Below are 25,850 nucleotides of genomic sequence, written 5' to 3' on the forward strand. Positions count from 1 at the left end.
TATAACTCTAAAACACCTATTTTATAAGCTTTTGATATACACAAAAACAATATCATCAGCATGCTTTATTTATGTACAAAATATCCATACAATATAAAGAAAAAATTCTAAGATAACCATGTCTAAAGGTTCTACTACTAAAAAATGGATTCAAGAGCATACTTCTGACTACTATGTAGCTCAAGCTAATAAACTTGGCTATCGTAGTCGAGCAAGTTTTAAAATCCTTGAAATACAAGATAAATACAATTTATTTAAACAGAATATGTTTATAGTTGATCTTGGAGCTGCTCCAGGAGGCTGGTCAGAGCAAGTAATAAAATTCATAGGGAATAAAGGTAAACTTATTGCTTTAGATTTGCTTGATATGACTCCAATTGCTGGAGTAGAATTTATTCAAGGTGATTTTTCAAGTGATGAAACTTACGATAAACTAATTCAACTCATCAATAATAGAAAAATTGACTGTGTAATATCTGATATGTCTCCTAATCTTAGTGGTAACAAAACTTCTGATCAAGCTAGATCTATCCACCTCCTTGAGCTGGCCTTAGACTTTGCCAATACTAATCTCAACAAAAACGGCTCATTTGTTGCAAAAGTATTTCAAGGTCAAGGTAGTGATGAGTATATTAAACTAGTGAGAGAATCTTTTAACAAAGTTGTACAGTTCAAACCTAAATCATCAAGACCCAAATCTAGAGAATTCTATATAGTGGCTGACGGATTTAAAGGGTAGATATTTTATTAAGATGGTTCTTCACAGCTGAAATGTCCTCTAAACCAAATAAATAGTCCCTCCTAAAAAAATAAATATCATAAGATATAAGTACCAAAACATATCAATATAATTAAATGAAAAATACTAAACAGTTATTTATTTGCTTTATTGGAATTGTTCTAATAGCCTCTATTTTAAGAGCCCCTATTACATCAGTATCACCACTACTTACAAATATTGTAAATACAATTAATATTTCTCCAGTAACCGCCGGACTATTAGTTAGCCTACCATTACTAATTTTTGCAACATTATCTGTATTTATTTTTTTTTTTACAAAAAAACTCTCGCTGGAAACAAGTTTAATAGTATCTATAACATTCATAACTCTTGGTATATTAATACGCTCTCATATTAATATATATTCAATATTTTTAGGTACCATCATTATCGGTATTGGTATCACCATATCTAATGTTCTTATCCCAGCTTTTATAAAGAAAAAATTTCCAAACAATATACCCATTATGATATCCGTGTATGGATTAATGATGGGTCTAGGATCTTGGCTAACTATTAGTTTAATGATACCGATCATGCATCTAGCACAAAGACTCTCTTACTCAAGCAACTCTAGCTTAACACTAGCACTATCAAGTGTTGCTATACTTGGTATAATAACTTTAATTATATGGCTACCTCAGCTTAAGAATAAAACCCTATTACCAAAAAATAATAACTCCACAAATCTCCATAGCCACATCTGGAAATCTAAGATCGCATGGCAAATAAGTATATTCCTATCATGTAGTGGTATACTTATGTACACTCTTTCCACATGGATTCCTTCCATTCTAGAAAGCAAAGGATACTCTATTCAGAATGCTGGTTATTTAGCAGGGTTATTTCAAATATCATCAAGCCTTCCTGTATTGATGATAACTCCTCTTATGAGAATATTAAAAAACAAAAATATTCTTACATTAGTATTTGCATTATGTAATTTTTTAGGAACTTTATTGCTTTTACTTAATGTATTTACTTTTATTGCAATTATAATGCTAGGAGTAGGAATTGGTGGTGCATTTATGGTCAGCTTAATATTGATAGGCATCAGAACTAGTAATACACAACTAGCTGCTGTCCTTTCTGGTAAATCTCAATCAATAGCCTATATATTAGCCGCTTTAGGTCCTATTATAACTGGGACATTCCATCAAATAACTTCTAGCTGGAAGTTACCTCTTATTATTTGTCTTTGTGTAACGGTTATTATGGTTATTTTTTCACTTTTTGTTGCAAATCCTGAAAAAATAAGCGTTGATGATATTTAAAAATTACTCTGACAATAGTCTTTAACATACTTTTTAGGAGAACATTTAAAAATCCTCTTAAAGAAAGTAACAAAAGTACTCGTCGATTCATACCCTAAGTACTCAGAAACCCAATTTACTGAATAACCTTCATATAATTTTTGTAGCGCTACAACAATATGCAATTGTTTTTTCCAATCACTAAAATTCATCCCTATATTTTTTTTGATTTTCCTTGCCAAAGTCTTACTACTAACAGAACATTCATAAGCCATATCAGATATATATTTATATTTTGTTGGTTTACTGAGCCATTGAAGAGCTACTTCTTGTAAAATCTTTTCTGAAGGTAAAGAAAAATTATAAAATGTTGGTAACATTTTTGATAATTGGTCAACTAAAACACTAGCTATTTTTTGATTTTCATAATTCAATTGGTCTAAAACTCTTTGTTGTGATAAGTATAGAATCAACTCTTTTATTAGAGGAGATATGTATAGCACACAAGCTTTCTTCGGCATATTAGCAAACATTGACTTATCTACGAAAGCCATACACACTTCACCACCTTTTGTGATTAAATTACTATGATAAACATAACTAGGAATCCATAATGCACTGCCTAAAGGTACTGCCCAAATATTAGCCTCGACATTTGACTGAATAAGCCCCTTAGTTGGCAATATTAATTGAGCTTTAGAATGACTATGATATTCAGACTCCTCATCACAGTCTTTAACTTGAGATTTTCCTACAATTAAAGCATTTGGATAGTTTTCCGGATCAAAATCAGTAGTTAAAGTATCTTGCATAAGCATTTAACTGAATTCACAAAAGGGTTTAAGAGATTCTATTATTAAATCTAAATATCATGCTTCCATAACTCTAGCATCCTATTAGCAACAACCTTATTAGCTTTTGCTGTTGGATGACAATAATCCCAACACAAGTATTTTTCAGGATCACCAAGTATATCTATATCATACTGGATATTACCTAAAGAATCTGCACCGCCATAGCTATCAATACATGCATCAGTAACATTCTCAAACCCATATTTTCTTGGAGAATCAATACAATCGTTTAATAAGGTAAAGAAATCAAAAAGCTTAAGATTAACATTGGGAAAAAGCATCTGTAACTCTGCAACACGATTTCTTAATAGTCCATTTTGCAAATTCACATTAGTCTTCAAATATGATTTAAAGAACTTACCAACCCAGTTAGAAAGATACTCTTTGTACCCCGGAGCTCTAGTCACATCAGGAATATTCCACAAGATTATATTTTTAGCTCCCATTTTTATAACTTTACGGACGATTTTACTCAAATCTCTTGCCACTCTGAACTTCGGCATCAAATTTATATATGGTATTTCATTGTATACCATGAACATGAAGTTATTTGCTCCACCATTCACAATAACCAAATCATCATTAGCAAAACGACCTTCTTCATTCTCAAATCTAGCAACCTGATCAGATACTGAAAAAGAATGAAATTTTAATAGCGAAGAAGGATTGGCTCCATGAGTTAGAGCACCTCCAATAGCATAATTTTTATGCTTAATTTCCTGCGTTTTTTGGTCTTTAGCCAATATTTCGGCCAGTACCTCAGTCGAAACAAGACCATTTGAAAATCTTCCATTATGATATGGTTTACCCGGTATATCTAGTGTCTTCATAATATTACCATTATCTAAAAGGCTGTCCCCGAAGACTACAATTCTACCTATTTGTTGCATATCTAATCCTTATACTCAAAAAAATTAGCCATCCAATGGGCTATTATCAAACTATTATCCCTAATCCTCAAACTTTCTAAAGCATGATGAAACTCATTTTTTATATCATCTTGATATTCTTTTATAAGAGCATGATTATGCACTTTTAGCATCTCAGGGTGTGCTTGTATCCCCAAAACATGATTATTAATACAAAACATCTGTACCTTGCAGTAGTCACTTGTGCTTATTAGCTCTGCATCCTCAGGCAACTCGACTATCATATCCTGATGATAAAACAATAGACTCAAATAATTATGAAATGGACTCATCCACGGTTTTTTTGTAAGAACTTCAACATTACGTACCCCTACAGCAAACCCCATAGGCCCTCTCTCGACTCTACCGCCTAAGGCTTGAGCCAAAATTTGATGTCCAAAACATATACCTATAATTTTTTTGTTTTGCTGATAGAGATTCTTTATCTCTGTTTTTAGCTTAACTATCCATGAAAGATTATCAAAAGCTGTAGCTTTACTGCCTGTAATAATAAAGCCATCATATTCATCATAATTATCGGGATATTCTTGGATAGTCACATCATAAATATCAAAATCAACAACTACTGATAACTTAAAAAAAAGATTGGCAAACATATCAGGATAATTACCACCTGCAACTCCACGTCGATGCTCAGGAATGTGATCTGTTTGTAATATTGCTATTTTCATCTTATATTTACATTAGTTTATTAGTGCATCAAATAGTATTTTTTTAAACTCTTCTGTCATTTCAAAAGTATAGCTATGATTCTTAGAACCACCACGAGCACCTTTTATAGTTAAAAGATTACCATCCTTCGAAATGTTTTTGATATTTATCACATCAATTTTTTCACTATCTAGGACCTCAGCTTTACGCTTCCAGTTATCTCTATATCTAGTAATAGCACTACGATACGAGCCTGATATTTTATTTTCTAAAGCTTTCTTTACAAACTCTTCAGCCCCTTGAGGTATTTCTTCCGCGAACTTTTTAAGCTCATATAGAGTCCTTACATCCTCAATAATACCTTTATTTGATAATTCACGGATATTATCTTCTGCATCAGCTATTTTTAGACGCATCGATATCCAACTATTATCTCGACCTAAAACCTTAGCTATATCAGATTTTTTGACATTCTTATTTTCGATCAGATCTCTTAATGCATCTGCTTCTTCAAATGGTGATACATTCTCTCTTTGATCATTTTCTAAAAGCTGTAATAAGATAATACTTGCATCAGACTCTTCTTGTCTTACTATACACGGTATAGTTGTCAATCCTGCTTTTTGACTTGCTAAATATCTTCTCTCTCCAGCAATGATATGATGTGCTCCATCATTTTTTTTAGCAGTAACAATAATTGGCTGAATAACACCATTTTCTCGGATACTTTCCGCAAGAGAATCAATATTTTTAAATGTCTTTCTTGGCTGATTAGCATCAGGTTTAACAAGATTCAAAGGTAATTCAAAAAGCTGGCCCACTTTACTTGCTTGATCACTAAGCTCTTGTAGTTGCATAGCTCTGAGAATATCTTTTTTTTCTTGAGCTACTGCATCATGAACTTTAGAATTAGTTTTACGATTCATTAAAGAAACTTTCTTGGCCATTATTTTTCTTCCCCAAAAAACTCAACTATTTCTCTAGCTAATTTTTTAACTTGAATATGTACTTTACTTTGCTTTGCATACTCACCCACATATACACCCTCAGCTTCAGCTTCTATAAACTTAACACTTTGAGATACATAAGCTTCAAAATAATTTCCATCCTCTTCAAAAAACTCTAGTAAACTCTTTGCCATATTCGATTGCATCTGCACTCTATTTGCAAAAAACTTGTATGGCTTTTCAGCTGTTAAAGCCAAATCCTTAGCCTCTATCAGACCTGATAAGTCCATTCCACTTGGTGAACATGGTATAACCACCAAGTCAGAGAGCAAAGCTGACTTTAGGGCTGCAGTTTGGAAATTAGGTGGAGTATCAATAACAACAAAGTCTAAGTTTTGTTTTAATTCTATAACCTTTTCTCTTACATTCTTCTCGTCAAGGTTATAAACAAAATCACCAGCATCATTGTTTTTTGTCATCCACATGTATGCATCAGGTTTATCTTTATCCATGTCAACTATAGCAACTTTATAGCCTTGCTCTTTTAGGCCACACGCAATATTAATTGCCGTTGTTGTTTTTCCCGAGCCACCTTTTTGTTGCAACAAAGACACAACTTTTGCACATTTTTGATTCATTTTAAAAAAACCTTAAAATATATAAATTAACTTATTATATAGAGTACTTAGGAAATTATAGTCTATATTTGCCTGCTATAAAACCAACTTTTATACATTAGCTATTGATAAGCTGAGTGTTTTCTTATATTTTATTAATTCATTCGCGAGTATTCGCAAAAATACTCTTTTTATACAAAATTATTTCAAAGGTTTAAAATGGCAAAAAATTTAGTAATTGTTGAGTCTCCTGCCAAAACGAAGACTATAAAAAAATATCTTGGCAACGATTTTGATATCTTGGCTTCATTTGGTCATGTTCGAGAAATACCCTCTAAAGATACGTCAATTGATGTAAACGATAATTTTAAAATCAAATTTACAACAAGTGAAAAGAGCAAGAAACATTTAGATGCAATAAAAAAATCTGCAAAAAATGCAGAAAATATATATCTTGCTACCGATCCAGATAGAGAAGGAGAGGCCATATCTTGGCACGTACAAGAAGTACTTAAAAATGCACGTTTACTGAAGGATAAAAATGTTTATCGTGTTACATTTAATGAGATCACAAAATCAGCTGTAACGAATGCTATAGAAAATCCAAAAGAACTATCTATGGACTTAGTTAATGCTCAAAAAGCTCGTCAGGCATTAGACTTTCTTGTAGGATTTAACCTTTCACCTCTACTATGGCGTAAAATAACTAGTGGTTTATCTGCTGGAAGAGTTCAAAGCCCTGCTCTTAGAATGATAGTTGAACGTGAAATTGAGCGTGAGAATTTCGTCAAAAAAGATTACTGGAGCTTGACTGCTGATATATTCAAGCAAAAACAAATTTTTGCAAATCTGACTGAGTTTGACGGCACTAAAGTTGAACAGTTCACTTTCACAGCAGAAAAAGATGCTGAAAATGCAAAAGCAACCATCACAAAAGATGCTAATGGTTTTTTGATAGTAGAAGGTATTACTGAGAAAAAAACTAGAAGAAACCCATACCCTCCATTTATAACATCAACATTGCAACAGGAAGCATCAAAAAAGCTAGGCTTCACTGCCAAGAGAACAATGTCTACGGCTCAAAAGCTTTATGAAGGTATGGACTTAGGCAATGGCGAATCTGTTGGTCTTATCTCATACATGAGAACAGACTCAACCAACTTATCTAATGACGCTCTTAATGATATCAGAAGTTTCATTGAATCTAAGTTTGATAAGGATATGCTGCCATCTAAACCAAGAGTGTTTGGTAAAAAATCACAAAACGCTCAAGAGGCTCACGAAGCAATTCGTGTAACTTCTGCTAGTAGAACTCCTGAGTCTATGAAACCTTATTTAACTACTGATGAATTTAAGTTATATAGCCTAATATATAACAGAACAATTGCTTGTCAGATGAAGCACGCAACATTGAATAGCACATCTGTTGATTTAATCACAGAAAATGAAAAACACAAGTTTAGAGTAACTGGTACCGTAATTGTCGATGCAGGATTCTTAAAAATCTACAATGTCGAAAAAGATGAAGATGAAAAAGAGTCTAATGATGAACAAACTTTACCAAAATTTGAAAAAGGTGAAAAAGTTCCTCTTAAAGATATTATAACAAAAGCTCATTCAACTGAACCTCCACCTCGATACACTGAAGCATCTCTAGTCAAAGCCCTAGAGAAGTATGGGATTGGTAGACCTTCGACTTATGCGACTATAATCTCAACACTCCAACAAAGAGACTATGTTGAAGTTGAAAAACGTCGTTTCATACCTACCGATAAAGGTCGTGTCGTAAATAAGTTTTTGACAGAATATTTCAAAAAATATGTTGAATATTCTTATACTGCTGGCTTAGAAAAAGAATTAGATGAAATTGCGCATCATAAAAATGATTACCTTACCGTATTAAACAGCTTCTGGAAGCCTTTCATTGAGAGAATTAACAAAATTGCTGAAGATGTATCTCGTAAAGATGTAGTCCAAGAAGAGCTCGATGAAGACTGTCCTGAATGTGGTAGCAAACTATCATCTCGCTTAGGCAAAAATGGTAGATTTATAGGCTGTACAAACTACCCAACCTGTAAATATACTCGTCGTGTCGACAGTGACGGCAAAGAAATAGAAAAAGAAGAACCTACTGTTGTCGAAGATAGAAAGTGCCCAGAGTGCGGATCAGATTTACATATCAAGCAAGGACGTTATGGTAAATTTATTGGTTGCTCAAACTATCCAACTTGTAAGCACATGGAGCCACTTGAGAAGCCCAAAGATACAGGCGTAGTGTGTCCAAAATGCAATAAAAATAATATTGTTGAGAAAAAATCTCGTAAAGGCAAAGTCTTTTATGCTTGTTCTGGTTTCCCTAAATGTAAAAATGCTTACTGGTATCCTCCAATAAAAGAAGAATGTCCAAAATGTAAATCACCAATACTTCTACATAAAACAACTAAAAAAGACGGTGAACAAAAAGCATGTCCTAATCCAGAATGTGATTATGCTGTACCGTGGGAAGAAAACAAATAATAACATTTTGCTATCTAAAAAATTTCTATTTAAATATTAGTAACCAACACATCCTACATACTAAGCTTCTCTAGTATCTTTAAAGTTTATAAGCTAAAAGTTAAAATTTGCATCTGCAATTTTAGAATGACTAGCTCATATCCACATAGGAGGGAAAATAAGAGGTAATACTGTTATACAAAATATACTAGCAACAACAGGTAAACCAACCAACAAATAATACCTATATGAAAGCATACCATCTACTTTTTGAACCTGCTTACTAAATATTGATAAGCAAAAGCCAAATACAAACACACAACCAAAGAGCCCCAATGATGTCTTAAACATAGCATTCAACATACCATCTATCATTCCAGCTGTTAACATCATCACAAACATACAGTGATAAGGATTGATACAAATATCTATACGTTTTTTAAGTAAATTCTTAACCGCTGTAATAATAACTATAATCGCAGCAATAAAGGCTGGGATCCCCCACTGTGACCATATTTCTAATAGTAAATTATGCGGATATCCATCAGGTCTTTCTGTAATTGCTAAATAATTCCATTGCCCAACTCCAGTAAAAGGATGCTCAACCCCAACCCAAAAAGCTTCATTCCAAAGAGGGATCCTGCCACTAAACCCACCTCGAATAAGATCAGCAGAAGATTTAATATTAGTGTTATCAACAGCTGATATAAAATGAGTATAAAATAACTCTAGCAATCCACTACAAAATAAAGTTAAACAGAATACTATAACTGTAATTTTGAAATACTTACGAGCAAAGATAAAAAGCAAAGGCATTATAACCAAGTACTCTGCAAATATAGTCCTAAATGCATGGTTAATCAGTACAAACCATGCAATTGTTAAAGCTATAAACGACCCTACCTTATAAATAGCTCTTAGGTTAATAAACCATGGTAAAAGCAATAAAGGAATAAACCAGCTAAAGTAATTATCTAAGAACCTTGGATTTAGACAGTTATATATAAATAATAAAACTTTTTGTATATTACCAGCAGCTACTGATCCATATATTGAATAATTAGCTAACGATAACTGTAGAAATAATGCTCCTCCAAAGAATATCAATGAAAGTAAAATAATTACATAAAAATACTGTACACTCTTTAAGTTATCTTTAATGTAACTAGCTATAAATAATATACAAATAAATTGCAGAAATGTTACGCTAACACCTTTGAATGCAATCGATGGAGAAATTGCAAAAGCTGAGGATATAACACCAAGTACAAAAAACATACAAATCGCATATCTTACTATACTACTAAAGCTCATAAATGTTTGTATAAGCTTATAGAAGGTCTGCTTATTTAGCAAAATAGCTATACTAGCTGTACAAAGTGTATAGAAAAAAATATAGTATCTATTAAAAAACAAATGAAGATTAGCTGTAAAAGTATCATTAAAATAGCCGGTAATCTTACCTCCAGATGATACGGGCACTAAATTCAAAGGTATATATTTCATAAATGGCATTAAAAACACACAAAATATTGAAATAGTAAGAAAAGAAAATATACAATCATCAAAGTTTATTTTTCTTATAAAGTTTTTCACAGTTACTTCTCGAGTTAGAAATTTGAGTTAATTAAAATATAATAATTTAGATTTTTTTTAGAAATATTATTTAATTTCAAGTGAAGACTTAGCTAATTCTGAGTTATCTGATTTATTGACAATAGTTGCAGTCCAAACTCCATCACAAACTTTATCATCACTAAGAACACTCTGATTATCAACAGTATAGTCTTGAGCATCTTTAAATTTAGTAATAGGGAAAGAAGTGCTATAACAGTTTGTATCTTTAGGAGCTCTCCATGTCAAGTAGATAGTACCCTGAGGAGCACCATTCCAATTAGTTATAATCTTAGCTTCTATTTCATGAGATTCAGGCTTATAACTCATATTTAGAGAAGCTGTTGGTTTATCTTCGGAGCTATCTTGACGATCTTCTTGATCAGGATTATCAAGATTATCATCCGGATTAACTTGTATTGAATCATCTGAGCTATATAGCTTATCAATAAAGTTATTATATGTACTACAACTTGCTAATCCCGTAGCTATTAATATTAATAGTAAAAATTTTTTCATTATATTGTTACCTATCACTTTTAGTTTGCTTTGTTCTCAACCACTGATTGACCTTTAAGTTGCTCTATCTCTTGAGTTGTTTTTTCAAGATTATCTTGCGTCTGCTTTGCTTGCTCTTCAAGCTTCAAAGACTTTTCTTTATATACACTCGCTTTTTTAGTATATCGTTTAAATCTCTTCTTAAGAACCGTCGAATCTTGTGCAGATTTTAAGAGCTTGTCTTTTATCTCTTGTTTTTTAGCTGCTACTTGTTCATTGTGTTCTTCACTAAGTTTAGAGTATTCAGTTTGAAGCTGATCAAGCTCCTGTACCTTTTGGTCTAATAAGCCTTTATATTTTTGTGATAATTTTTCATATTTTTCAGCTCTTTGCTCAGCTTCCTGAGCTTCTTTTTGAAGCACTTGCGTTTGTTGCTCTAGCTGTTGCTGATTATCTTGTAAATTTGCCATCTTTTCACTATCAGCAGCACAACTTGTTAACATTAAAGCTGATACAGAAATCACACATATCAGCAGAACAGATATAATTTTCTTCATAAGTTAAATCTATCTCTACAGTATTCATAAGCATATATTTTATCAGCTAGAAGCTTTAAGTAAAGAAGATTAACAACTCAAGATAATAAAATACTTCATTATTTTGAATGAGATTTAAGTTCCGCTATTTGTTGAGATATTTTAGATGCTTGATTAGCCTGAGTTTGTGAAGTAGCTTTTAGATTATTTATCTGAGATTGATACCCATTTGCAAGAGTTCGATACTCATTTATTTTTTCATCAATTTTAGCTTTTTGAAGAGTCTTTTGAACCAGCTCTTTGTTAACTGCTATTGCACTATCATTATTTGGATCACTAAAGTTACTATACGCTTTCTTCAGATCATCAATATCACTACCTAACTTATCTGATTTTTTTTGCATATCATCAGCTTGCAATCTATATTTAGCTATTTTAGTCTGTAGACTATCAATATTAGCAAGATTCTGAGATGCTTGTTCACTTAATTGTTTTTGAGTTTGCTGAAGTTGCTGAATTTGCTCTGCAGTACTAGATCCACAAGAACTAAGACTTAATATAGCCAACAGCGCTACTGATACTATTAAAATCTTTTTCATAAAACTACTACCTTAATTATTTATAAATAATTAGTATAGCAAAAACTGCTATTTAATAATAATCTGATTTTATAATTTAAAGAATAGGCTTTCTAGAAAAGAGTATAGTGTGTTTTTTTACAATGACTATACAGTGATTGAATCAGTAGCAATTACTTGCTTATCAAACAGAACATTTGCTGTCCATTTACCGCTACAATATTTATTACCCTGTTTAATTTCTACAGTTGCCCATGTTTTATCATTTTTCTCAGCATACTTAGTGATAGGGAAACTAGTATCATAACACTTAGATCCCTCAGGAGCTTGCCATTGCAATCTTACACTTCCTTGAGGATTGTTATTGTAAGTAGTGTAGATAGTAGCTTTGATATCATCCTGGTTAGTTTTCTTTAACTTTATCTTAGCTGTAGGCGCTGTACTAGTAGCAGAATCTTGAACAGCTGTAGCATCTGAAGCTTGTGGTGCTTGATCCTGAGCAGCAGAATTTTCACCTGCAACAGTCGAACAACTAGCAAGACCGGCGATTGATAAAGACAATAGACTAAGTTTAATTATTTTTTTCATACAAATTACTCCTTTTACAAGTTATACACTCAAAATCGATTATAACATTAATTTGCACCAAATAAACAGCTGTTTATCAAATGATTATACAGCTAACACTACGATTCTCATTAACAAGCAAATTGTATGTTTTACAAGCAGTATCACTCGCCATAAAATCAACACTTCTACCCGCTTTTGCTAACTCATTAATTATTTCTATTGGAGGCAATAACTGTTTTTTGCCTGTTCCAATAATGATAATTTCTGGGCCAGTTGATAGCACAAGATCAAGATGACTCTTGTTAATACTATTTATATCACTAATTTCACCTTGATATTCTAGTATCTCTGTAGAGGATAAAATCAAAGGATGATCATATTCACCAATATTAAGAATAATTCGCCCATTTATATATTCTTTAAAAAAAACTGGAGCTTGAATTTTTTCTTCTTGTAAAGTCATCATAGCAAAAAAACCTTGATTATAATAATATAGCTAACATATATAAATTATAACTTATCAATATTATATCTAAACATTATTTTGAGGCTACCATGAATTCAATACTAGAAGAATCTAATTTACCGAAACTTGCTGAATTTAAAACTGATGAAGTCAAGCCAGCAATAGACTATCTTTTTGAACATGCTGAAACCAATCTACAAAAGGCACTGCAAGAACAAAATCCTAGCTGGCAAACTCTCCTACAACTAGAAGTAGATGATGAGAAAATAAGCCAAGCATTTTCTACAATTGCTCACATGAATGCTGTTTGTAATTCTAAAGAGTTACGCGAGAGCTACGAATACGCTGTAACAAAACTTACAGATTACTATACCAAGCTTGGACAAAATAAAGATTTATACAATTTATATAAACAAATTCAAAATCACGAGCTTAATGCTGAACAAGCACAAGCTATAAAAAAAGCCATTGTCGGATTTGAGCAATCAGGCGTAAATCTTGACGAATCAAAAAGAAAAAGATTGCAAGAGATCTCGCAAGAGTTAGCTCAACTAACTACAAAATTTGAGAATAATGTATTAGATGCTACTATGGACTGGCTCTACACCACAAATGATGAGAAAGAGCTAAAAGGGCTATCCCAAAATACTATTGAATCAGCAATAAATAAAGCAAAACAAAAAAATATTTCTGAAAAATATGCATTAGGAATAGATATCCCAACATACCTAGCAGTGTTGCAACAAGCTGATAATCGCAAATTACGTGAGAAACTCTATAAAGCATACTGTACTAGAGCATCAAAAGAGGCAGATAACAAAAACTTCAATAATGATGACAATATTGAAAAAATCCTAAAGCTACGTGCTGAAAAATCGCAAATATTGGGTTTTGATAATTATGCAGAGAATTCTCTATTTACCAAAATGGCAGAAACACCAACCCAAGTACTTGAACTACTTAATAGCCTTCTTGAAAAATCATTGCCTCAAGCAAAAAAAGAAATTAATGAATTGCGCAGATTTGCTGAAGATGCTGGGCTTGTAGATGGCCTTCAACCATGGGATACAGCATATTATTCTGAAAAACTCAAAAAAGCTAAATTTGACTTTACAGAAGAAGAACTTAGAGAATATTTCCCATTAGAGAGAGTTTTAGAAGGACTATTCAAGATACTTAATAAAATCTATAACTTAGAAATAAAAGAAAATTCAAGCTATACAAAATATATAGATGAACAACAGACTTTTGATTTTTTCAAGGATGGAGAATATATTGGCAGTATAATTTGTGATTTTTTTGCTCGTGATAATAAACGTGGTGGCGCATGGATGGATGGCTCACGCACAGCGTTTATCCAGCCGAATGGCTTAGCTCAAAAACCTGTAGCTTATGTTAATTGCAACTTCTTACCTCCATCAAAAGATGGTGCAAACCTAACGCATAATGATGTTGTAACATTATTTCACGAGTTTGGTCATGCTCTTCATCATATCTTATCACGTGTAACTGTTGCTTCAATTTCTGGAACCAATGGAGTTGAATGGGACGCTGTGGAATTACCTAGCCAATTCATGGAGAATTTCTGCTGGTGCGAAGAAGGACTAGCACTTATATCTGGATCACGCGATGATAAAGCTCTCAGTGACAAACAAATTGATAAACTTGTAGGCACGAGACATTTTCAGTCTGCATTAATGATGGTTAGACAGCTTGAGTTTGCTATATTTGATATGAATATCCACTACAAAAAATTAATTACGGTAGCTAAAGTTCAAGATGAATTAGATAGCATTAGAGAAAAAGTCAGCTTACTTAAAACTCCTAGCTACAATAGATTCCAAAATGGATTTTCGCATATTTTTGCTGGAGGCTATGCTGCTGGATACTATAGCTACAAATGGGCTGAAATACTTTCTTCAGATGTGTTTTCACGTTTTGAAAATGAAGGAATCCTTAGTAATGAAGTTGGTAATGACTTGTTAGAAAACATAATTTCAAAGGGCTCTTCACGTGATGCTATGGATAACTTTGTAGCATTTATGGGGCGTAAACCAAATGAAGAAGCCTTGCTTCGACATAGTGGAATTAATTAAAGTAACAAAGCTAAATGTGGCTATAGATCTTTAATCTACCAGCAACATTTATTCCTACAATATATACCACAGTTATAAAACATGAAAGCAATTGAAATAGGTAATAAAGCTGAAGAACAAGCCTCTAAATTCTTGCAAGCTAAAAATCTAGAAATTCTAGCTCAAAATTTTAAAGCCTTGCCTTATGGTGAAATTGATATTATTGCTTTAGACCAAAACACTCTTGTATTTATCGAAGTAAAATATCGTAGCAAAACAAAATTTGCTAAAGCAGAAGAAATGCTAACTTACAGTAAACAGCAAAAAATTATTAATTCAGCAAATATTTTCTTACAAGAGAATCCTAAGTTTGAAAACTACGAATGTAGATTCGATTTAATAGCAATTAACAAAGAAAATATTAACTGGATAAAAAATGCTTTTATCTTAAATTAAAGCTCTTGAGAAAGTTCTATAAGCTTTTTAGCTTGTAGTAGCTGATAAGCATCGGTTTCATCATTTAAATTAAGATTTAGATGCCCTACTTTTCTGCCCTTACGCGGCTCCTTGTTATAGCTATGAATTTTAACTCTATCAAGTGCTGCTAAATCTTTTGTAGCTGGCATACCACCAATACAGTTCAACATCACAGTTTTACGACTTGTTGTATCTCCCAAGATCAAACCTGCGATAGCTCTAACATGATTTTCAAATTGTGAAGTAATTGAGCCATCAATACTCCAGTGTCCACTATTATGCACTCTAGGAGCTATCTCATTGACTATTAACTCATCACCTTTGACAAAGAATTCTATAGCTAAAGTACCAACATAGGCAAACTCTTTGACTAAGGTTTTAGCTATCTGTTGTGCTTTTTCAGCTAAAACCTGATTTTCAAAAGGCGCTTCTGACTCAACTATAATACCTTGTCTATGAGTATTTTTAGCCAATGGATAAAAAGCTATATTGCCTTTAATATCAGCGGTACAAATTTGTGAGACTTCATAATCAAAATCAACAAAAGCCTCATAAATAAGACCATCTGGAGCATCTTTAAGAGCATCCCAAGCTTTTGATACATCTTCTTGAGATTTTAGCATAAATTGACCTTTACCATCATAGCCAAATCTACGTGTTTTGACTATAGCCGGTAGCCCATAATCTAGTACAGCTTTTTCAAGCTTATCTAGACTATCAATATTTACAAATTTAGCAGTAGCTATACCATGATCTTGCATAAAAGATTTCTCAAGTAATCTATCTTGAGAGATAGCAATAGCTTTCGCAGATGGATATACATTCACCTCATGGTTAATTGCTTTAATAAGCTCGTGAGATATATTTTCATTCTCAAAAGTTATCACATCAAACTGTTTTGCCCATACAACAACATCATTAACTTGTTCTAAATCAATATCTGTTACACTTTTTACAACCTCTTCGGCGCAATCATCTGTTTTACCAAGACAGTGAAACTCTAGACCTAAAGGCGTACCAGCTATACTTAGCATCCTTGCAAGTTGACCTGCTCCAATAATACCTATTTTCATATTACTGTTCCCTCGGATTAGGATTATCTAGTACTGATTGAGTTTGATCTGCTCTAAACTTAGCAAGAGCTTGACCTACTTTAGAATCTACAAGTTGCAAAATACTTGCAGCAAAAAGAGCGGCATTTTTAGCCCCTGCCACACCAATTGCAAAAGTAGCAACCGGAATACCCGCTGGCATTTGTACAATAGATAATAAACTATCTTTGCCACTTAATGTGCTAGACTTCACAGGTACACCTAAGACTGGCAGGTCTGTTTTTGCAGCAACCATACCAGGTAGATGGGCTGCACCGCCAGCACCTGCAATTATGACTTTTAGGCCTCTAGACTTGGCTGTCTCAGCATAATCGAACATTTTGTCAGGAGTTCTATGGGCTGAAACAACCTCACATTCATAGCTAATGCCTAGATTCTCTAAAATATCACAACACTCTTTCATTGTGCTCCAATCAGATTTAGAGCCCATGATTACACCAACATCTATACTCATCTCTTTTTCTCCCTTATATGTCATCTTATGGCTTGACCATAGGATCCATTTATAATGATGCTCAACACCTTACTTAGATTCTACGATCAAGTCGTAGAATGACACTACCGAATTATTTGCTTCCAATTTTTAATAACTTCTACCCAAGCTTTACTCTCGAGAGCTTGTACTTTTTCTTTTAAGCTTTCAGCAATATCATCTTTTGCTACATCACATTTCAACTGCAAAACCATATCACCACCATCAACCTCTTCACTTACTTGATGGATAGTACATCCAGATACACTATCTCCAGCGTCAATAACTGACTGATGCACTGCCAAATCCATTAATCCTGCATGCTTTGGTAATAGTGATGGATGAATATTTAGAATTTTACCCTCAAAAGCCTTTATAAAGACTGGACTTAAAATACGCATAAAACCAATTAGTAAAATCAAATCTGGATTATATTTCTGGATTTCTTCGACAAGAAGCTTATCATAAGCCTCTCTTGATAGACCTTTTGAAGCTATGAATTTATTAGCTATATTTCGATCTTTTGCTCTTTGTAAAATATAAGAATCTTGCTTATTAGAAATGACCAAACTTATATCAGCATCTATTTGCCTATCAGCTATAGCATCTATTATAGCCTGCATATTAGTCCCACGCGTAGAACCCAATACAACAAGTTTTAGCCTAGACACTTCTATAGCTCCTGATACTTATTACCACGCAATAAATTCATATGCTTAATACGCTTATTAATAAGCTCTTTGGTACCTATATCAGGACGGTGAAATAGCTTACCATAAATGTTTTTGACTGCGTTTTCAGCTTTTTGCTCAGCTTCAGCTATTGTATCACCTAGACCTAATACTGCAATTGCTCTAGAACCTGTACCAATTAACTTGCCATCTCTAAAATCTACAGCTCCTAAGAATATTTCGACATCATCAGGACATTTTGAAATATCTATTTCAAAATTCTTGACTGACTGATTTGGATATCCTAATGGTACTAGATATTTACATACACTAGCTTGATTTTTAAATTCAGCTCTTACCTTATCAAGAGTACCGTTAGTTATTGCTTGCACTATCTCAACAAAATCTGTTTCAAGTAAAGTTAGCAAATTCATAGCCTCTGGATCGCCAAATCTAGCATTATACTCAATAACTTTTGTGTCATCTTTGGTAGCCATAAAACCACCATACAGAATACCCTGATAAGGTTCGCCGAACTTGTCACTCAAGGCTTTTGCAACTTTCTCATTTATCTCTTTTGCTCTAGCTATATCAGAGTCTGATAAAAATGGTAAGCTATGATTAGCATCTGAATAAGTACCCATACCACCAGTATTTGGGCCTTTATCGTCTTCATGTGCACGTTTGTGATCTTGTACAGCTGGCATATGAATAAAATGCTCTCCATCAGTGAAAGATATCAAAGAGAATTCTTGACCAACGATCTTCTCTTCAATCACAAATTCCTTACCTGCGTCTATCAATGACTGACAATGCTTGAGAGCATCACTCATTGTATGTAAATGATCCCCCCATACAAGAACTCCTTTACCACCCATTAGACCATCTGCTTTTATGACAAACTGATTTCTATATTTCTTGAGGGTTTCTTCTACACCATCCATAGTTGAGAACTTCCTAAAGAAAGGATTTGCTCCTATATCATAGTCACGGATTAGATCTCTTGTGAAACCTTTTGATGTTTCAAGTTGAGCAAGCTTCTTAGTTGGACCAACCACACCTATACCATTTGCTTTAAGAGTATCAGCAAGACCAACCTCAAGCGGCGCCTCTGGACCAATAATAGCTATATCAACATTCTCTACCTTAGCGTATTCAAGAACTTCGTCACAGTTACAAATATCACCAACCTTATATCCCTGAGCTATTCTATCAATACCGGGATTTACCGCTGTGCTTATGCAAAAAAGGTTATTCTTAATAGCACTTCTTTTAACCGCTTCAGCTATTGCATGTTCCCTACTTCCTGAACCTACCAAAAGAATATTCACTTGACTCTCCGTATTTAAATAATTTGCAACATTTTTTGCAATTCTTTGACTGATATTTTTGATATCCACAGGTACTTCAAACTTTTGACCAGTTATCATCTCAAAAAGTGTTATGTATTTTTGTGATAGCTCTACAACCAACTCTTGCGGCGCTTGAGGCAAGACATCATCATTATATGGATCGCAGTTTTTTGCAAACCATAATCTAAAAAATTCTTTATCAATATTTTCTGGCTCTTCACCATTTTCAAATCTCTCGGCATAGTTATCTTTTAGCCAAAATCTTGAGCTATCAGGAGTATGAATCTCATCTATCAGAATAATTTCACCAGTCTTTTCATCAACTCCAAACTCATACTTTGTATCAGCTAATATCAAACCATGTTCTAGGGCTTTCTGCTGACCAAACTCAAATAACTCTAATGCTTTTTGTGAGACGTAATCCCATTGATCTTGAGTTAACCAACCCTCTTTGACGATATCTTCGGCTGAAATTGGTCTATCATGGTCTTGTTCTTTTGTTGTAGGTGTTAAAATGTTTTGTGGTAGCTTTTGATTCTTTTTCAAACCCTCTGGGAGAATATTACCACAATAGTCACGACTACCATTTTTGTAATGAGTCCACAATGATGTCGAAGTTGAGCCAGTTATATAGCCTCTAACTACGAACTCAATTGGCAACACCTTTGCCTTTCTTGCTATTACGACATTTGCATCTGGAGAAGCTATAAAATGATTTTTGACAATATGAGCAGTTTCTTTGAACCACCAAACTGATGATTGAGCAAGAATCTGACCCTTAAATGGAATAAACCCTAACGACCTATCAAAAGCTGACTGTCTATCAGTTGATATCAAAATACTTTTATCATCAGTAAAGTACATATCTCTAACTTTACCAGTGTATTTATCTTTGATATTAAGATCAGTTGATTTTAAAACATTTTGTATATTATTGATGATGATTTGCTTATCAATCATTAGATAATTTCCACCTTGCCTGTATTTGTAATCTTACCTATTTGATATAGTTTGGTATTTGTATGCTTTCTGGCTAACTCTTTCATCTTATCAAATTGATCTTGGCTAGCTACTATAGTCATACCTATACCCATATTAAATGAGCGATACATCTCAAACTCACTAATATCGCCAATTCTTTGCATAACTCTAAAGATTGCAGGAGTTTCAAAGCTATCTTTAGAGATATCTGCACCTAATCCTTGTGGTAGCACTCTTGGAATATTCTCTATAAAACCACCACCTGTAATATGTGCAATACCTTTGATATCAACACCATTATCTAAGAAGTCATGGATAATATTGGTATAGTTAATATGTGGCTCTAGCAATACATCACCAATAGTTTTGCCATCTAGCTCTGGATATGTATCAGTATGTTTGTTACCAGCGACATCAAAGAATAATTTACGCGCGAATGAATATCCGTTCGTATGCAGACCTGATGAACTAAGACCAAATACCACATCGCCTTCTTTGATATTCTCGCCATTGATGACTTTATTCTTATCAACGATACCTGTGACGACACCTACCATGTCAATCTCACCCGATTGATACACCCCTGGCATCTCAGCAGTTTCACCACCTACCAGAGATACTCCACATTCAGCACATGCTTTTGACATACCTTTGACAAGCTCTTCCATAATAACAGGATCAAGCTTATCGTGAGCAACATAATCTAAAAAAGTGATTGGTTTAGCGCCCATTACAACAATATCATTTGTCGCTGCTGAGAAAAGATCATAACCAAGATTCTCAAACTTGCCACACATAACAGCAACTTTTGTTTTTGTACCAACCCCATCAATTGATTGGACTAGCACTGGATCATCATAGTTATTTATGACACTCTTTAGTGAGTAAAGTGATCCAAAACTTCCTAAACCAGTTAAGACATCTTTTGTGAATGTTTTTTTCACATGATTTTTCATTCTATCTACAGCCTGATTTCCAGCTTCGATATTTACACCAGCATCTTCATATTTTAAGCCTGCCATTTTTCTTCCTTTTTTAATCAACTGGTTATACTAAGTTTTACTATAAAAATCTCTTAACAATCTCAAATCCTTGCTAGATACTACCTGTTTAATTCCTGAGCACATTGAAAAGTGTTATAAAGAAGCTCTGTAATAGTCATAGGACCAACACCACCTGGTACTGGAGTGATTGCCGCAACTTTATCTTTCACTGCTTTAAAATCAACATCACCAACTATTTTACCATCAACGTGGTTAATACCAACATCTATGACCACAGCACCATCTTTGACCATATCTGCTGTGATAAAGTTTGGTTTACCTACAGCTACTACTAGTATATCAGCTTTAGTAGTATGAGATTTAAGATCTTGAGTAAATCTATGACATGTTGTAACTGTTGCCTTAGCATTTAATAATAATTGAGAAACAGGTTTACCAACAATATTACTAGCTCCTACAACAACAGCATGAGCTCCCTCTGTCTGTATGCCATATTCTTTGAGCATAGTTAAAATTCCCTTGGGTGTACAAGATTCTAGACACTTCTTATCTCTAAGTTGCAACCTACCAACATTTGTAGGATGAAAACCATCAACATCTTTTTCTGGTTTGATTGCATAAATAACTTTTTGCTTATTAATGTGGGTTGGTAGCGGAAGCTGTACCAAAATTGCATGCACGCTAGAGTCATTGTTGAGCTTGTCTATAAGCTCAAGCAACTCTTGTTCAGTTGTCGCATCAGGAAGTGTTATAACTTCTGAATTTATCCCAACTTTTTTACAAGCCTTTTCTTTTGAGCCCACATAAGTCTTACTTGCAGGATCATCACCTACTATTATTGCGACTAATTTGGGAACTATACCTGTTTGATCTTTATACTCTTGAAGTTGCTCTGCTAATCTCTCTTTTAGATCTATAGAAAGCTTTTTGCCATCGATTAAAGTCATTTTTTGATTACTTAGCTTAATGAATAAAAATGATATGCAATATGATACCAAATTTATCAGAATCTTTGGAGCTTTTTTAGAAATCTTTTTATAAACTTAAATTAACATATAGTTAACCAAAATCAACTATCACAATTTGTTGGGAAATAGATCTCTATTTAACATCCAGTAGTATATATACGTCGTGCAGTAACAGCCTAAAGCCACTCCAAAAATCACATCACTTGGGTAATGAGAGCCAACTATAATTCTACTACCTGCAAACACAATTATAAGCACGTACCATAAATATCTAAATTTTGGAAAAATATAAAAAAACGCTATAAACATAGCTCCAACAGTGATTGAATGCCCCGAAGGCATACTCGCAAAATCATAACCTGGTGCATGAAAGTGCTGGAAATAGTGTGACCCGTACTCCAAGAAAAATTTTGGTCTAGCTCTACCAATTATAACTTTAAGCACTTGCCCCACAATACCGCTAATCGCTACAGTTGCTAAAATAAACCCTGAATATATACAAATCTTATTAAAAGCAATTTTAGTACTCTCAGAAAGCTTATCAATATTGGTAAATAGTCTTACTAAAACTATCAGTCCACATATTATCAAGATATATTCAGCCTTACCTACATCAGTAATATGCCTAAAAGCGGTGTCAATAGCCTTTGGCATAGAATGCTTAATATAATTTTCAACAGGAGTATCCAAATTGTAGAATGCAAAGACCACTAAGATTAATATAGGTACAAACAAGTATCTGAGCTGCAAATACTTGGGTAGATGATAGTTATGTTGTTTCGGTCTTTTGAAAGTTTCTTTTAAGCTTTGGAAATTAGTTTTTAGTACATCTTTAAGCATAAGCGCTCAATAATCAATATTCATCAGAACTTCTAATTATAGCAGAATATCATATCGCTAACATATTTTGTTAGGTTATAAATAAATCGTATATTGCTGTATAAAACCTAGACTATCAAGTTAAATATTACGACAATTGCTGTTAAGTGATAATGAAAATCATTAGTTTAGTTAAAATTAAATTTTGGAATATTAAATTAATGCAATAATAATGAAAATACTTGCATAATGTAATCTAGAGAATATAATGTAGCTTACAGTTAATTAGGTTTAATTTGCTGGATTGTTAAAATTTAAACAAAAACTAAAAGGAAAACAAATTATGAAAAAGAATATCCAAAAAGGTTTCTCACTTGTTGAGTTAATGGTTGTGATCGCAATTATCGCGATTTTAGCAGCAGTTGCTATCCCTATGTACTCTAACTACACTACTCGTGCTAAGATTGGTACTGCATTAGCTTCAGTTGGTGGTCTTAAAGCTCAAGTAGCTGAGAACTTAGCAAACAGTGTTAATGGGGACTCAAACGTTACTTATGTTGGAGAACAGAAGACTGGTATGGCTTATGGTACTGGCGTTAACACTGCAGGTGATATTACGCTTACATTCACAAGTCCAGTATCTGGTAGTGTTATACTTTCTCCAAACAATAACGGTGGTTCTGTAACTTGGAACTGTATCTCAACAACTGCTGCAATATCTGCAAGTGGTTCTGCGGTTAACGCAAGTTCTCCTGCTCTAGGTGGTACAACTGCACAAGCTGAGATTGCGCAGGCTTTACTACCAAGTCCTTGTACTGGTGCATAATTTTTCTCTTATATTCTTCTTTATTCTTTTACTTTATCCAATTAATTTATTTGGTTTATCTCTACAAAGAAAAATATTTAGTTTATACTTGATGTAATGACTAACTTTTTTTGTACAATATGCTTAAATTTCAAAAAGGATTTTCTTTGGTTGAGCTGATGGTTGTGATTGCAATTATTGCAATATTGGCTGCAGTAGCTTTTCCAATATATTCAAACTATGTAATTCGTTCAAAAGTTGGATCTGCTGTAACAGCCATAGGCTCAACCAAAATGGATATAGCTGAAATAGTAATGCATTCTGGAGATATGACTAACATCAACTCTACCGGTAGCGGTGCTAATGCTAGTTTTAATAGCAAAAGACTTCCATCAGAATCGACATCTTCTCTAAGCTACACGACCTCTGTTTCAAGTAGCTCTATAATCATTGACTTCACAGCCCCTGTCAGCGGTAGCATTACCCTTACACCATATTACAACACTGCTGCCCAGTCTATGACTTGGGAATGTACTAGCTTAGGCTTCCAAGCTAACCAGCTACCAACACCATTATGCCCACAATAAAACTAAGTAAAACTTTTTAATTTATTTTATTAGCCAAAAGCTCTCTAGCATGTGATAGAGTATTTTCTGAGATATCTACTCCCCCTACTATCTTAGCTATTTCTTCAATACGCTGTTACTGATTTAGTTCGATAATTTTTGATTCTGTATTATTTCAAAATATCTCTCAGGTACAATTTGATACCAAACGATCTCATAATTTCAAATTTGACATATTGATATAAATTATGCAATTGAATTTATACTTTTATAATATATAATTAAATTAATTTTTTATTAATCTAATCACCGTGATAAACCATAATATTAAAAAAGGATTCTCATTGGTTGAGTTGATGGTTGTGATCGCAATTATCGCAATCTTAGCAGCTGTAGCAATACCAGCATATTCAATTTATGTAACTAGAGCTAAGCTTACAGAAGCTCTTGCTAATTTAGATAATTATAAAAAAGATGTTCAAGATTTTTTTATCAGCCATGGCGTATCAACTGAACAGCAGTTACAAAGTTTTGATGTCACAGATTACACTGACATTGGCAATGAAAATGCCAATGTCATGAGTGATATAGTTGGACATAATGGTAGAATCGTAGGTGTAAGCAATATCAATGGAAAAACCTATCAGATAGCTCTTTCACCAAGTATTGAAAACAATACTTTTAAATGGACTTGTTCAGTATCTATAGTTGAAGAAGAGTCTAGTATTAATGATGGCTATTTTGGGCTTAATTTTGAATTTTATAACAATAGTGGTTCCTATGTGGCTCCTAGCAGTAGTATCTTACCAAGCGGTTGCAATGCATCTAGTGAAAATCAAGATAGTGATTATGAAGCATATAAATCGCAAAGAGCAAATTTTGATAGTGCCTTAATGAATGGTCATAGCAACGCTGTCACAGCATGGCAAAATAGAACAACAGAAGCCTTAGTACAAGATAGTCAATACAATGACCTTATAAGTGCTATGACCTCAGCTGAAAGCAATGCAGATACTGCTTTCAGTGATTACCAAAAATATCAAAACATACAAAGTAATCAGTCTAATTTAGACTACTATCAAGGACTAATTGATAATGCAGCAGATGGTGTTGATACAACATCTTGGCAAAATAGTGTCGACTACTACCAAGGTAGAATTGATAGTACACAAGCGACTATGTCTAGCCAAGCAGGTAGCAACTATAACAATGCTACAGAAGCTGCTGAATACTTCAACCAACAAAGAGACATATATGACACAAATAGGCAAGATGCAAATGCAAGATCTTTAGAGCTTCAAAATGAACAAAGAAACGTATCTAGTTCAATTAATGGCATTGAAAGTCAAGGGTTCGATAGTGACTATAATGGCTCTTATGAGCAATATAATAGTGCCATGGATTCACTACAATCTAGTGTTAATAGTTCAGTAAATGTTGAAAGATTAGATACTAATCAAGCTGAAGATATATCTCCAAGTGCTTTTACTCAAACTTCTGATAAATATAGCTCTTGGCAGTATAATCAGATTAGAAGTTAAAATTTTAATACTACTAACCCTAATTATACTGCACTTTGTATCTATGTTCTCATAACTCAAATATAACATTGCTACAAATCATGTATATATCTATTTATATAAATCTAAAAAAGGTGGTGTGGTGCAAACATCAATAAAAAATGGGGTAAATAAAACCAAAAGATTCCGACCTGAGTGGGAATGTCTGCTTGTTTTGTAAAGATAATCCAAAAGATCA

At 33.4% G+C, this 25,850-nt stretch carries 26 protein-coding genes; 8 read left to right on the forward strand and 18 right to left on the reverse strand.

Translation table 11 applies throughout. From position 1 onward, the window contains the following. Positions 1-118: 118 nt before the first annotated feature. Together F0R75_RS06645 and F0R75_RS06650 are read left to right on the forward strand one after the other, a co-directional pair. Complete coding sequence (locus F0R75_RS06645; protein WP_146421864.1) at positions 119-739, forward strand: RlmE family RNA methyltransferase; 621 nt, start codon at positions 119-121, stop codon at positions 737-739. Positions 740-855: 116 nt separating this feature from the next. Next, positions 856-2,055 carry an MFS transporter gene (locus F0R75_RS06650; RefSeq protein WP_149377246.1) on the forward strand — a complete coding sequence of 400 codons (1,200 nt, stop codon included), beginning with the start codon at positions 856-858 and terminating at the stop codon, positions 2,053-2,055. Here the strand turns inward: F0R75_RS06650 and F0R75_RS06655 are convergent. From F0R75_RS06655 to F0R75_RS06675, 5 genes are read right to left on the reverse strand one after another with little or no spacing between them, the layout of a single operon-like run. Then, positions 2,052-2,846 carry an AraC family transcriptional regulator gene (locus F0R75_RS06655; protein WP_149367886.1) on the reverse strand — a complete coding sequence of 265 codons (795 nt, stop codon included), beginning with the start codon at positions 2,844-2,846 and terminating at the stop codon, positions 2,052-2,054. The two genes, F0R75_RS06650 and F0R75_RS06655, sit on opposite strands and share 4 nt — an antisense overlap. A gap of 50 nt (positions 2,847-2,896) precedes the next feature. Then, the gene (locus F0R75_RS06660) at positions 2,897-3,778 is read right to left on the reverse strand and encodes an SGNH/GDSL hydrolase family protein (protein WP_013922226.1); all 882 of its coding nucleotides are present in this window, start codon (positions 3,776-3,778) and stop codon (positions 2,897-2,899) included. 2 nt (positions 3,779-3,780) lie between these two features. Then, positions 3,781-4,488 carry a glutamine amidotransferase-related protein gene (locus F0R75_RS06665; protein ID WP_146421861.1) on the reverse strand — a complete coding sequence of 236 codons (708 nt, stop codon included), beginning with the start codon at positions 4,486-4,488 and terminating at the stop codon, positions 3,781-3,783. 12 nt (positions 4,489-4,500) lie between these two features. Continuing rightward, entirely contained in the window at positions 4,501-5,415 is a 915-nt protein-coding gene (locus F0R75_RS06670) for a ParB/RepB/Spo0J family partition protein (protein WP_149367885.1), read from the reverse strand. Next, positions 5,415-6,053 carry a ParA family protein gene (locus tag F0R75_RS06675; protein ID WP_146421859.1) on the reverse strand — a complete coding sequence of 213 codons (639 nt, stop codon included), beginning with the start codon at positions 6,051-6,053 and terminating at the stop codon, positions 5,415-5,417. Before F0R75_RS06675 ends, F0R75_RS06670 begins: the two co-directional genes overlap by 1 nt. Positions 6,054-6,251: 198 nt before the next feature. Here F0R75_RS06675 and topA point away from each other — a divergent pair, with 198 nt between their 5' ends. After that, on the forward strand, positions 6,252-8,549 hold the full coding sequence (topA, locus tag F0R75_RS06680) for a type I DNA topoisomerase (RefSeq protein ID WP_149367884.1): 2,298 nt from the start codon (positions 6,252-6,254) through the stop codon (positions 8,547-8,549). 135 nt (positions 8,550-8,684) lie between these two features. On the opposite strand, the gene F0R75_RS06685 is transcribed toward topA, so the two are convergent. The 6 genes from F0R75_RS06685 to F0R75_RS06710 all read right to left on the reverse strand — a co-directional run bounded on the left by F0R75_RS06685 (position 8,685) and on the right by F0R75_RS06710 (position 12,790). After that, positions 8,685-10,043 (reverse strand): O-antigen ligase family protein, encoded by a 1,359-nt coding sequence (locus F0R75_RS06685; RefSeq protein ID WP_149369188.1) that lies wholly within the window; start codon positions 10,041-10,043, stop codon positions 8,685-8,687. Positions 10,044-10,190: 147 nt separating this feature from the next. Beyond that, entirely contained in the window at positions 10,191-10,661 is a 471-nt protein-coding gene (gene lpnB, locus F0R75_RS06690; protein ID WP_146421856.1) for a TUL4 family outer member lipoprotein LpnB, read from the reverse strand. Positions 10,662-10,681: 20 nt separating this feature from the next. Beyond that, positions 10,682-11,197 (reverse strand): hypothetical protein, encoded by a 516-nt coding sequence (locus F0R75_RS06695; protein WP_149367883.1) that lies wholly within the window; start codon positions 11,195-11,197, stop codon positions 10,682-10,684. A 98-nt stretch (positions 11,198-11,295) separates the two neighbouring features. Then, complete coding sequence (locus tag F0R75_RS06700) at positions 11,296-11,775, reverse strand: hypothetical protein (RefSeq protein ID WP_149367882.1); 480 nt, start codon at positions 11,773-11,775, stop codon at positions 11,296-11,298. Between the two features lie 126 nt (positions 11,776-11,901). Continuing rightward, on the reverse strand, positions 11,902-12,342 hold the full coding sequence (gene lpnA / locus F0R75_RS06705) for an outer member lipoprotein TUL4/LpnA (protein WP_013922217.1): 441 nt from the start codon (positions 12,340-12,342) through the stop codon (positions 11,902-11,904). Positions 12,343-12,418: 76 nt separating this feature from the next. Then, entirely contained in the window at positions 12,419-12,790 is a 372-nt protein-coding gene (locus tag F0R75_RS06710; protein ID WP_149367881.1) for an Mth938-like domain-containing protein, read from the reverse strand. 89 nt (positions 12,791-12,879) lie between these two features. Here F0R75_RS06710 and F0R75_RS06715 point away from each other — a divergent pair, with 89 nt between their 5' ends. Both F0R75_RS06715 and F0R75_RS06720 read left to right on the forward strand, forming a co-directional pair. Continuing rightward, positions 12,880-14,886, forward strand: coding sequence for a M3 family metallopeptidase (locus tag F0R75_RS06715; protein WP_149367880.1), 2,007 nt, complete (start codon positions 12,880-12,882; stop codon positions 14,884-14,886). 81 nt (positions 14,887-14,967) lie between these two features. Beyond that, complete coding sequence (locus F0R75_RS06720) at positions 14,968-15,321, forward strand: YraN family protein (RefSeq protein ID WP_149367879.1); 354 nt, start codon at positions 14,968-14,970, stop codon at positions 15,319-15,321. Here the strand turns inward: F0R75_RS06720 and F0R75_RS06725 are convergent. From F0R75_RS06725 to lpxE, 7 genes are all read right to left on the reverse strand, one after another. After that, complete coding sequence (locus F0R75_RS06725) at positions 15,318-16,415, reverse strand: 5-(carboxyamino)imidazole ribonucleotide synthase (RefSeq protein WP_149367878.1); 1,098 nt, start codon at positions 16,413-16,415, stop codon at positions 15,318-15,320. The two genes, F0R75_RS06720 and F0R75_RS06725, sit on opposite strands and share 4 nt — an antisense overlap. 1 nt (position 16,416) lies before the next feature. Beyond that, positions 16,417-16,908, reverse strand: a complete 492-nt coding sequence (purE, locus tag F0R75_RS06730; RefSeq protein ID WP_013922212.1) for a 5-(carboxyamino)imidazole ribonucleotide mutase — start codon at positions 16,906-16,908, stop codon at positions 16,417-16,419. A 104-nt stretch (positions 16,909-17,012) separates the two neighbouring features. After that, positions 17,013-17,597, reverse strand: a complete 585-nt coding sequence (purN, locus tag F0R75_RS06735) for a phosphoribosylglycinamide formyltransferase (protein ID WP_149367877.1) — start codon at positions 17,595-17,597, stop codon at positions 17,013-17,015. Positions 17,598-17,599: 2 nt separating this feature from the next. Then, positions 17,600-19,909: a phosphoribosylaminoimidazolesuccinocarboxamide synthase gene (locus tag F0R75_RS06740; protein ID WP_149367876.1), complete on the reverse strand. Its 2,310-nt coding sequence runs from the start codon at positions 19,907-19,909 to the stop codon at positions 17,600-17,602. After that, positions 19,909-20,952 carry a phosphoribosylformylglycinamidine cyclo-ligase gene (gene purM, locus F0R75_RS06745; RefSeq protein ID WP_149367875.1) on the reverse strand — a complete coding sequence of 348 codons (1,044 nt, stop codon included), beginning with the start codon at positions 20,950-20,952 and terminating at the stop codon, positions 19,909-19,911. The genes F0R75_RS06740 and purM overlap by 1 nt, the downstream gene beginning before the upstream one ends. Positions 20,953-21,032: 80 nt before the next feature. Further along, complete coding sequence (gene folD / locus F0R75_RS06750; protein WP_013922208.1) at positions 21,033-21,881, reverse strand: bifunctional methylenetetrahydrofolate dehydrogenase/methenyltetrahydrofolate cyclohydrolase FolD; 849 nt, start codon at positions 21,879-21,881, stop codon at positions 21,033-21,035. A 129-nt stretch (positions 21,882-22,010) separates the two neighbouring features. Then, complete coding sequence (gene lpxE, locus F0R75_RS06755) at positions 22,011-22,742, reverse strand: lipid A 1-phosphatase LpxE (protein WP_149367874.1); 732 nt, start codon at positions 22,740-22,742, stop codon at positions 22,011-22,013. A 322-nt stretch (positions 22,743-23,064) separates the two neighbouring features. Between lpxE and F0R75_RS06760 the strand changes: the two genes are divergently transcribed. From F0R75_RS06760 to F0R75_RS06770, 3 genes are all read left to right on the forward strand, one after another. Next, on the forward strand, positions 23,065-23,547 hold the full coding sequence (locus F0R75_RS06760; RefSeq protein ID WP_149367873.1) for a pilin: 483 nt from the start codon (positions 23,065-23,067) through the stop codon (positions 23,545-23,547). A gap of 119 nt (positions 23,548-23,666) precedes the next feature. Further along, complete coding sequence (locus tag F0R75_RS06765; RefSeq protein WP_146421844.1) at positions 23,667-24,113, forward strand: pilin; 447 nt, start codon at positions 23,667-23,669, stop codon at positions 24,111-24,113. A gap of 290 nt (positions 24,114-24,403) precedes the next feature. Beyond that, positions 24,404-25,633 carry a pilin gene (locus tag F0R75_RS06770; RefSeq protein WP_149367872.1) on the forward strand — a complete coding sequence of 410 codons (1,230 nt, stop codon included), beginning with the start codon at positions 24,404-24,406 and terminating at the stop codon, positions 25,631-25,633. The last annotated feature ends 217 nt before the right edge of the window (positions 25,634-25,850 follow it).

Origin of the sequence: Francisella marina (genome assembly GCF_008369785.1) — a bacterium.
GTDB classification, from domain to species: Bacteria; Pseudomonadota; Gammaproteobacteria; order Francisellales; family Francisellaceae; genus Francisella; species Francisella salimarina.

Bases quoted from the DNA above. Each gene is read 5' to 3' on its own strand.
- F0R75_RS06645 (WP_146421864.1), top strand. From the start codon at position 119: ATGTCTAAAGGTTCTACTACTAAAAAATGGATTCAAGAGCATACTTCT.
- F0R75_RS06650 (WP_149377246.1), top strand. From the start codon at position 856: ATGAAAAATACTAAACAGTTATTTATTTGCTTTATTGGAATTGTTCTA.
- F0R75_RS06655 (WP_149367886.1), bottom strand. From the start codon at position 2,846: ATGCAAGATACTTTAACTACTGATTTTGATCCGGAAAACTATCCAAAT.
- F0R75_RS06660 (WP_013922226.1), bottom strand. From the start codon at position 3,778: ATGCAACAAATAGGTAGAATTGTAGTCTTCGGGGACAGCCTTTTAGAT.
- F0R75_RS06665 (WP_146421861.1), bottom strand. From the start codon at position 4,488: ATGAAAATAGCAATATTACAAACAGATCACATTCCTGAGCATCGACGT.
- F0R75_RS06670 (WP_149367885.1), bottom strand. From the start codon at position 5,415: ATGGCCAAGAAAGTTTCTTTAATGAATCGTAAAACTAATTCTAAAGTT.
- F0R75_RS06675 (WP_146421859.1), bottom strand. From the start codon at position 6,053: ATGAATCAAAAATGTGCAAAAGTTGTGTCTTTGTTGCAACAAAAAGGT.
- topA (WP_149367884.1), top strand. From the start codon at position 6,252: ATGGCAAAAAATTTAGTAATTGTTGAGTCTCCTGCCAAAACGAAGACT.
- F0R75_RS06685 (WP_149369188.1), bottom strand. From the start codon at position 10,043: ATGCCATTTATGAAATATATACCTTTGAATTTAGTGCCCGTATCATCT.
- lpnB (WP_146421856.1), bottom strand. From the start codon at position 10,661: ATGAAAAAATTTTTACTATTAATATTAATAGCTACGGGATTAGCAAGT.
- F0R75_RS06695 (WP_149367883.1), bottom strand. From the start codon at position 11,197: ATGAAGAAAATTATATCTGTTCTGCTGATATGTGTGATTTCTGTATCA.
- F0R75_RS06700 (WP_149367882.1), bottom strand. From the start codon at position 11,775: ATGAAAAAGATTTTAATAGTATCAGTAGCGCTGTTGGCTATATTAAGT.
- lpnA (WP_013922217.1), bottom strand. From the start codon at position 12,342: ATGAAAAAAATAATTAAACTTAGTCTATTGTCTTTATCAATCGCCGGT.
- F0R75_RS06710 (WP_149367881.1), bottom strand. From the start codon at position 12,790: ATGATGACTTTACAAGAAGAAAAAATTCAAGCTCCAGTTTTTTTTAAA.
- F0R75_RS06715 (WP_149367880.1), top strand. From the start codon at position 12,880: ATGAATTCAATACTAGAAGAATCTAATTTACCGAAACTTGCTGAATTT.
- F0R75_RS06720 (WP_149367879.1), top strand. From the start codon at position 14,968: ATGAAAGCAATTGAAATAGGTAATAAAGCTGAAGAACAAGCCTCTAAA.
- F0R75_RS06725 (WP_149367878.1), bottom strand. From the start codon at position 16,415: ATGAAAATAGGTATTATTGGAGCAGGTCAACTTGCAAGGATGCTAAGT.
- purE (WP_013922212.1), bottom strand. From the start codon at position 16,908: ATGAGTATAGATGTTGGTGTAATCATGGGCTCTAAATCTGATTGGAGC.
- F0R75_RS06740 (WP_149367876.1), bottom strand. From the start codon at position 19,909: ATGATTGATAAGCAAATCATCATCAATAATATACAAAATGTTTTAAAA.
- purM (WP_149367875.1), bottom strand. From the start codon at position 20,952: ATGGCAGGCTTAAAATATGAAGATGCTGGTGTAAATATCGAAGCTGGA.
- folD (WP_013922208.1), bottom strand. From the start codon at position 21,881: ATGACTTTAATCGATGGCAAAAAGCTTTCTATAGATCTAAAAGAGAGA.
- lpxE (WP_149367874.1), bottom strand. From the start codon at position 22,742: ATGCTTAAAGATGTACTAAAAACTAATTTCCAAAGCTTAAAAGAAACT.
- F0R75_RS06760 (WP_149367873.1), top strand. From the start codon at position 23,065: ATGAAAAAGAATATCCAAAAAGGTTTCTCACTTGTTGAGTTAATGGTT.
- F0R75_RS06765 (WP_146421844.1), top strand. From the start codon at position 23,667: ATGCTTAAATTTCAAAAAGGATTTTCTTTGGTTGAGCTGATGGTTGTG.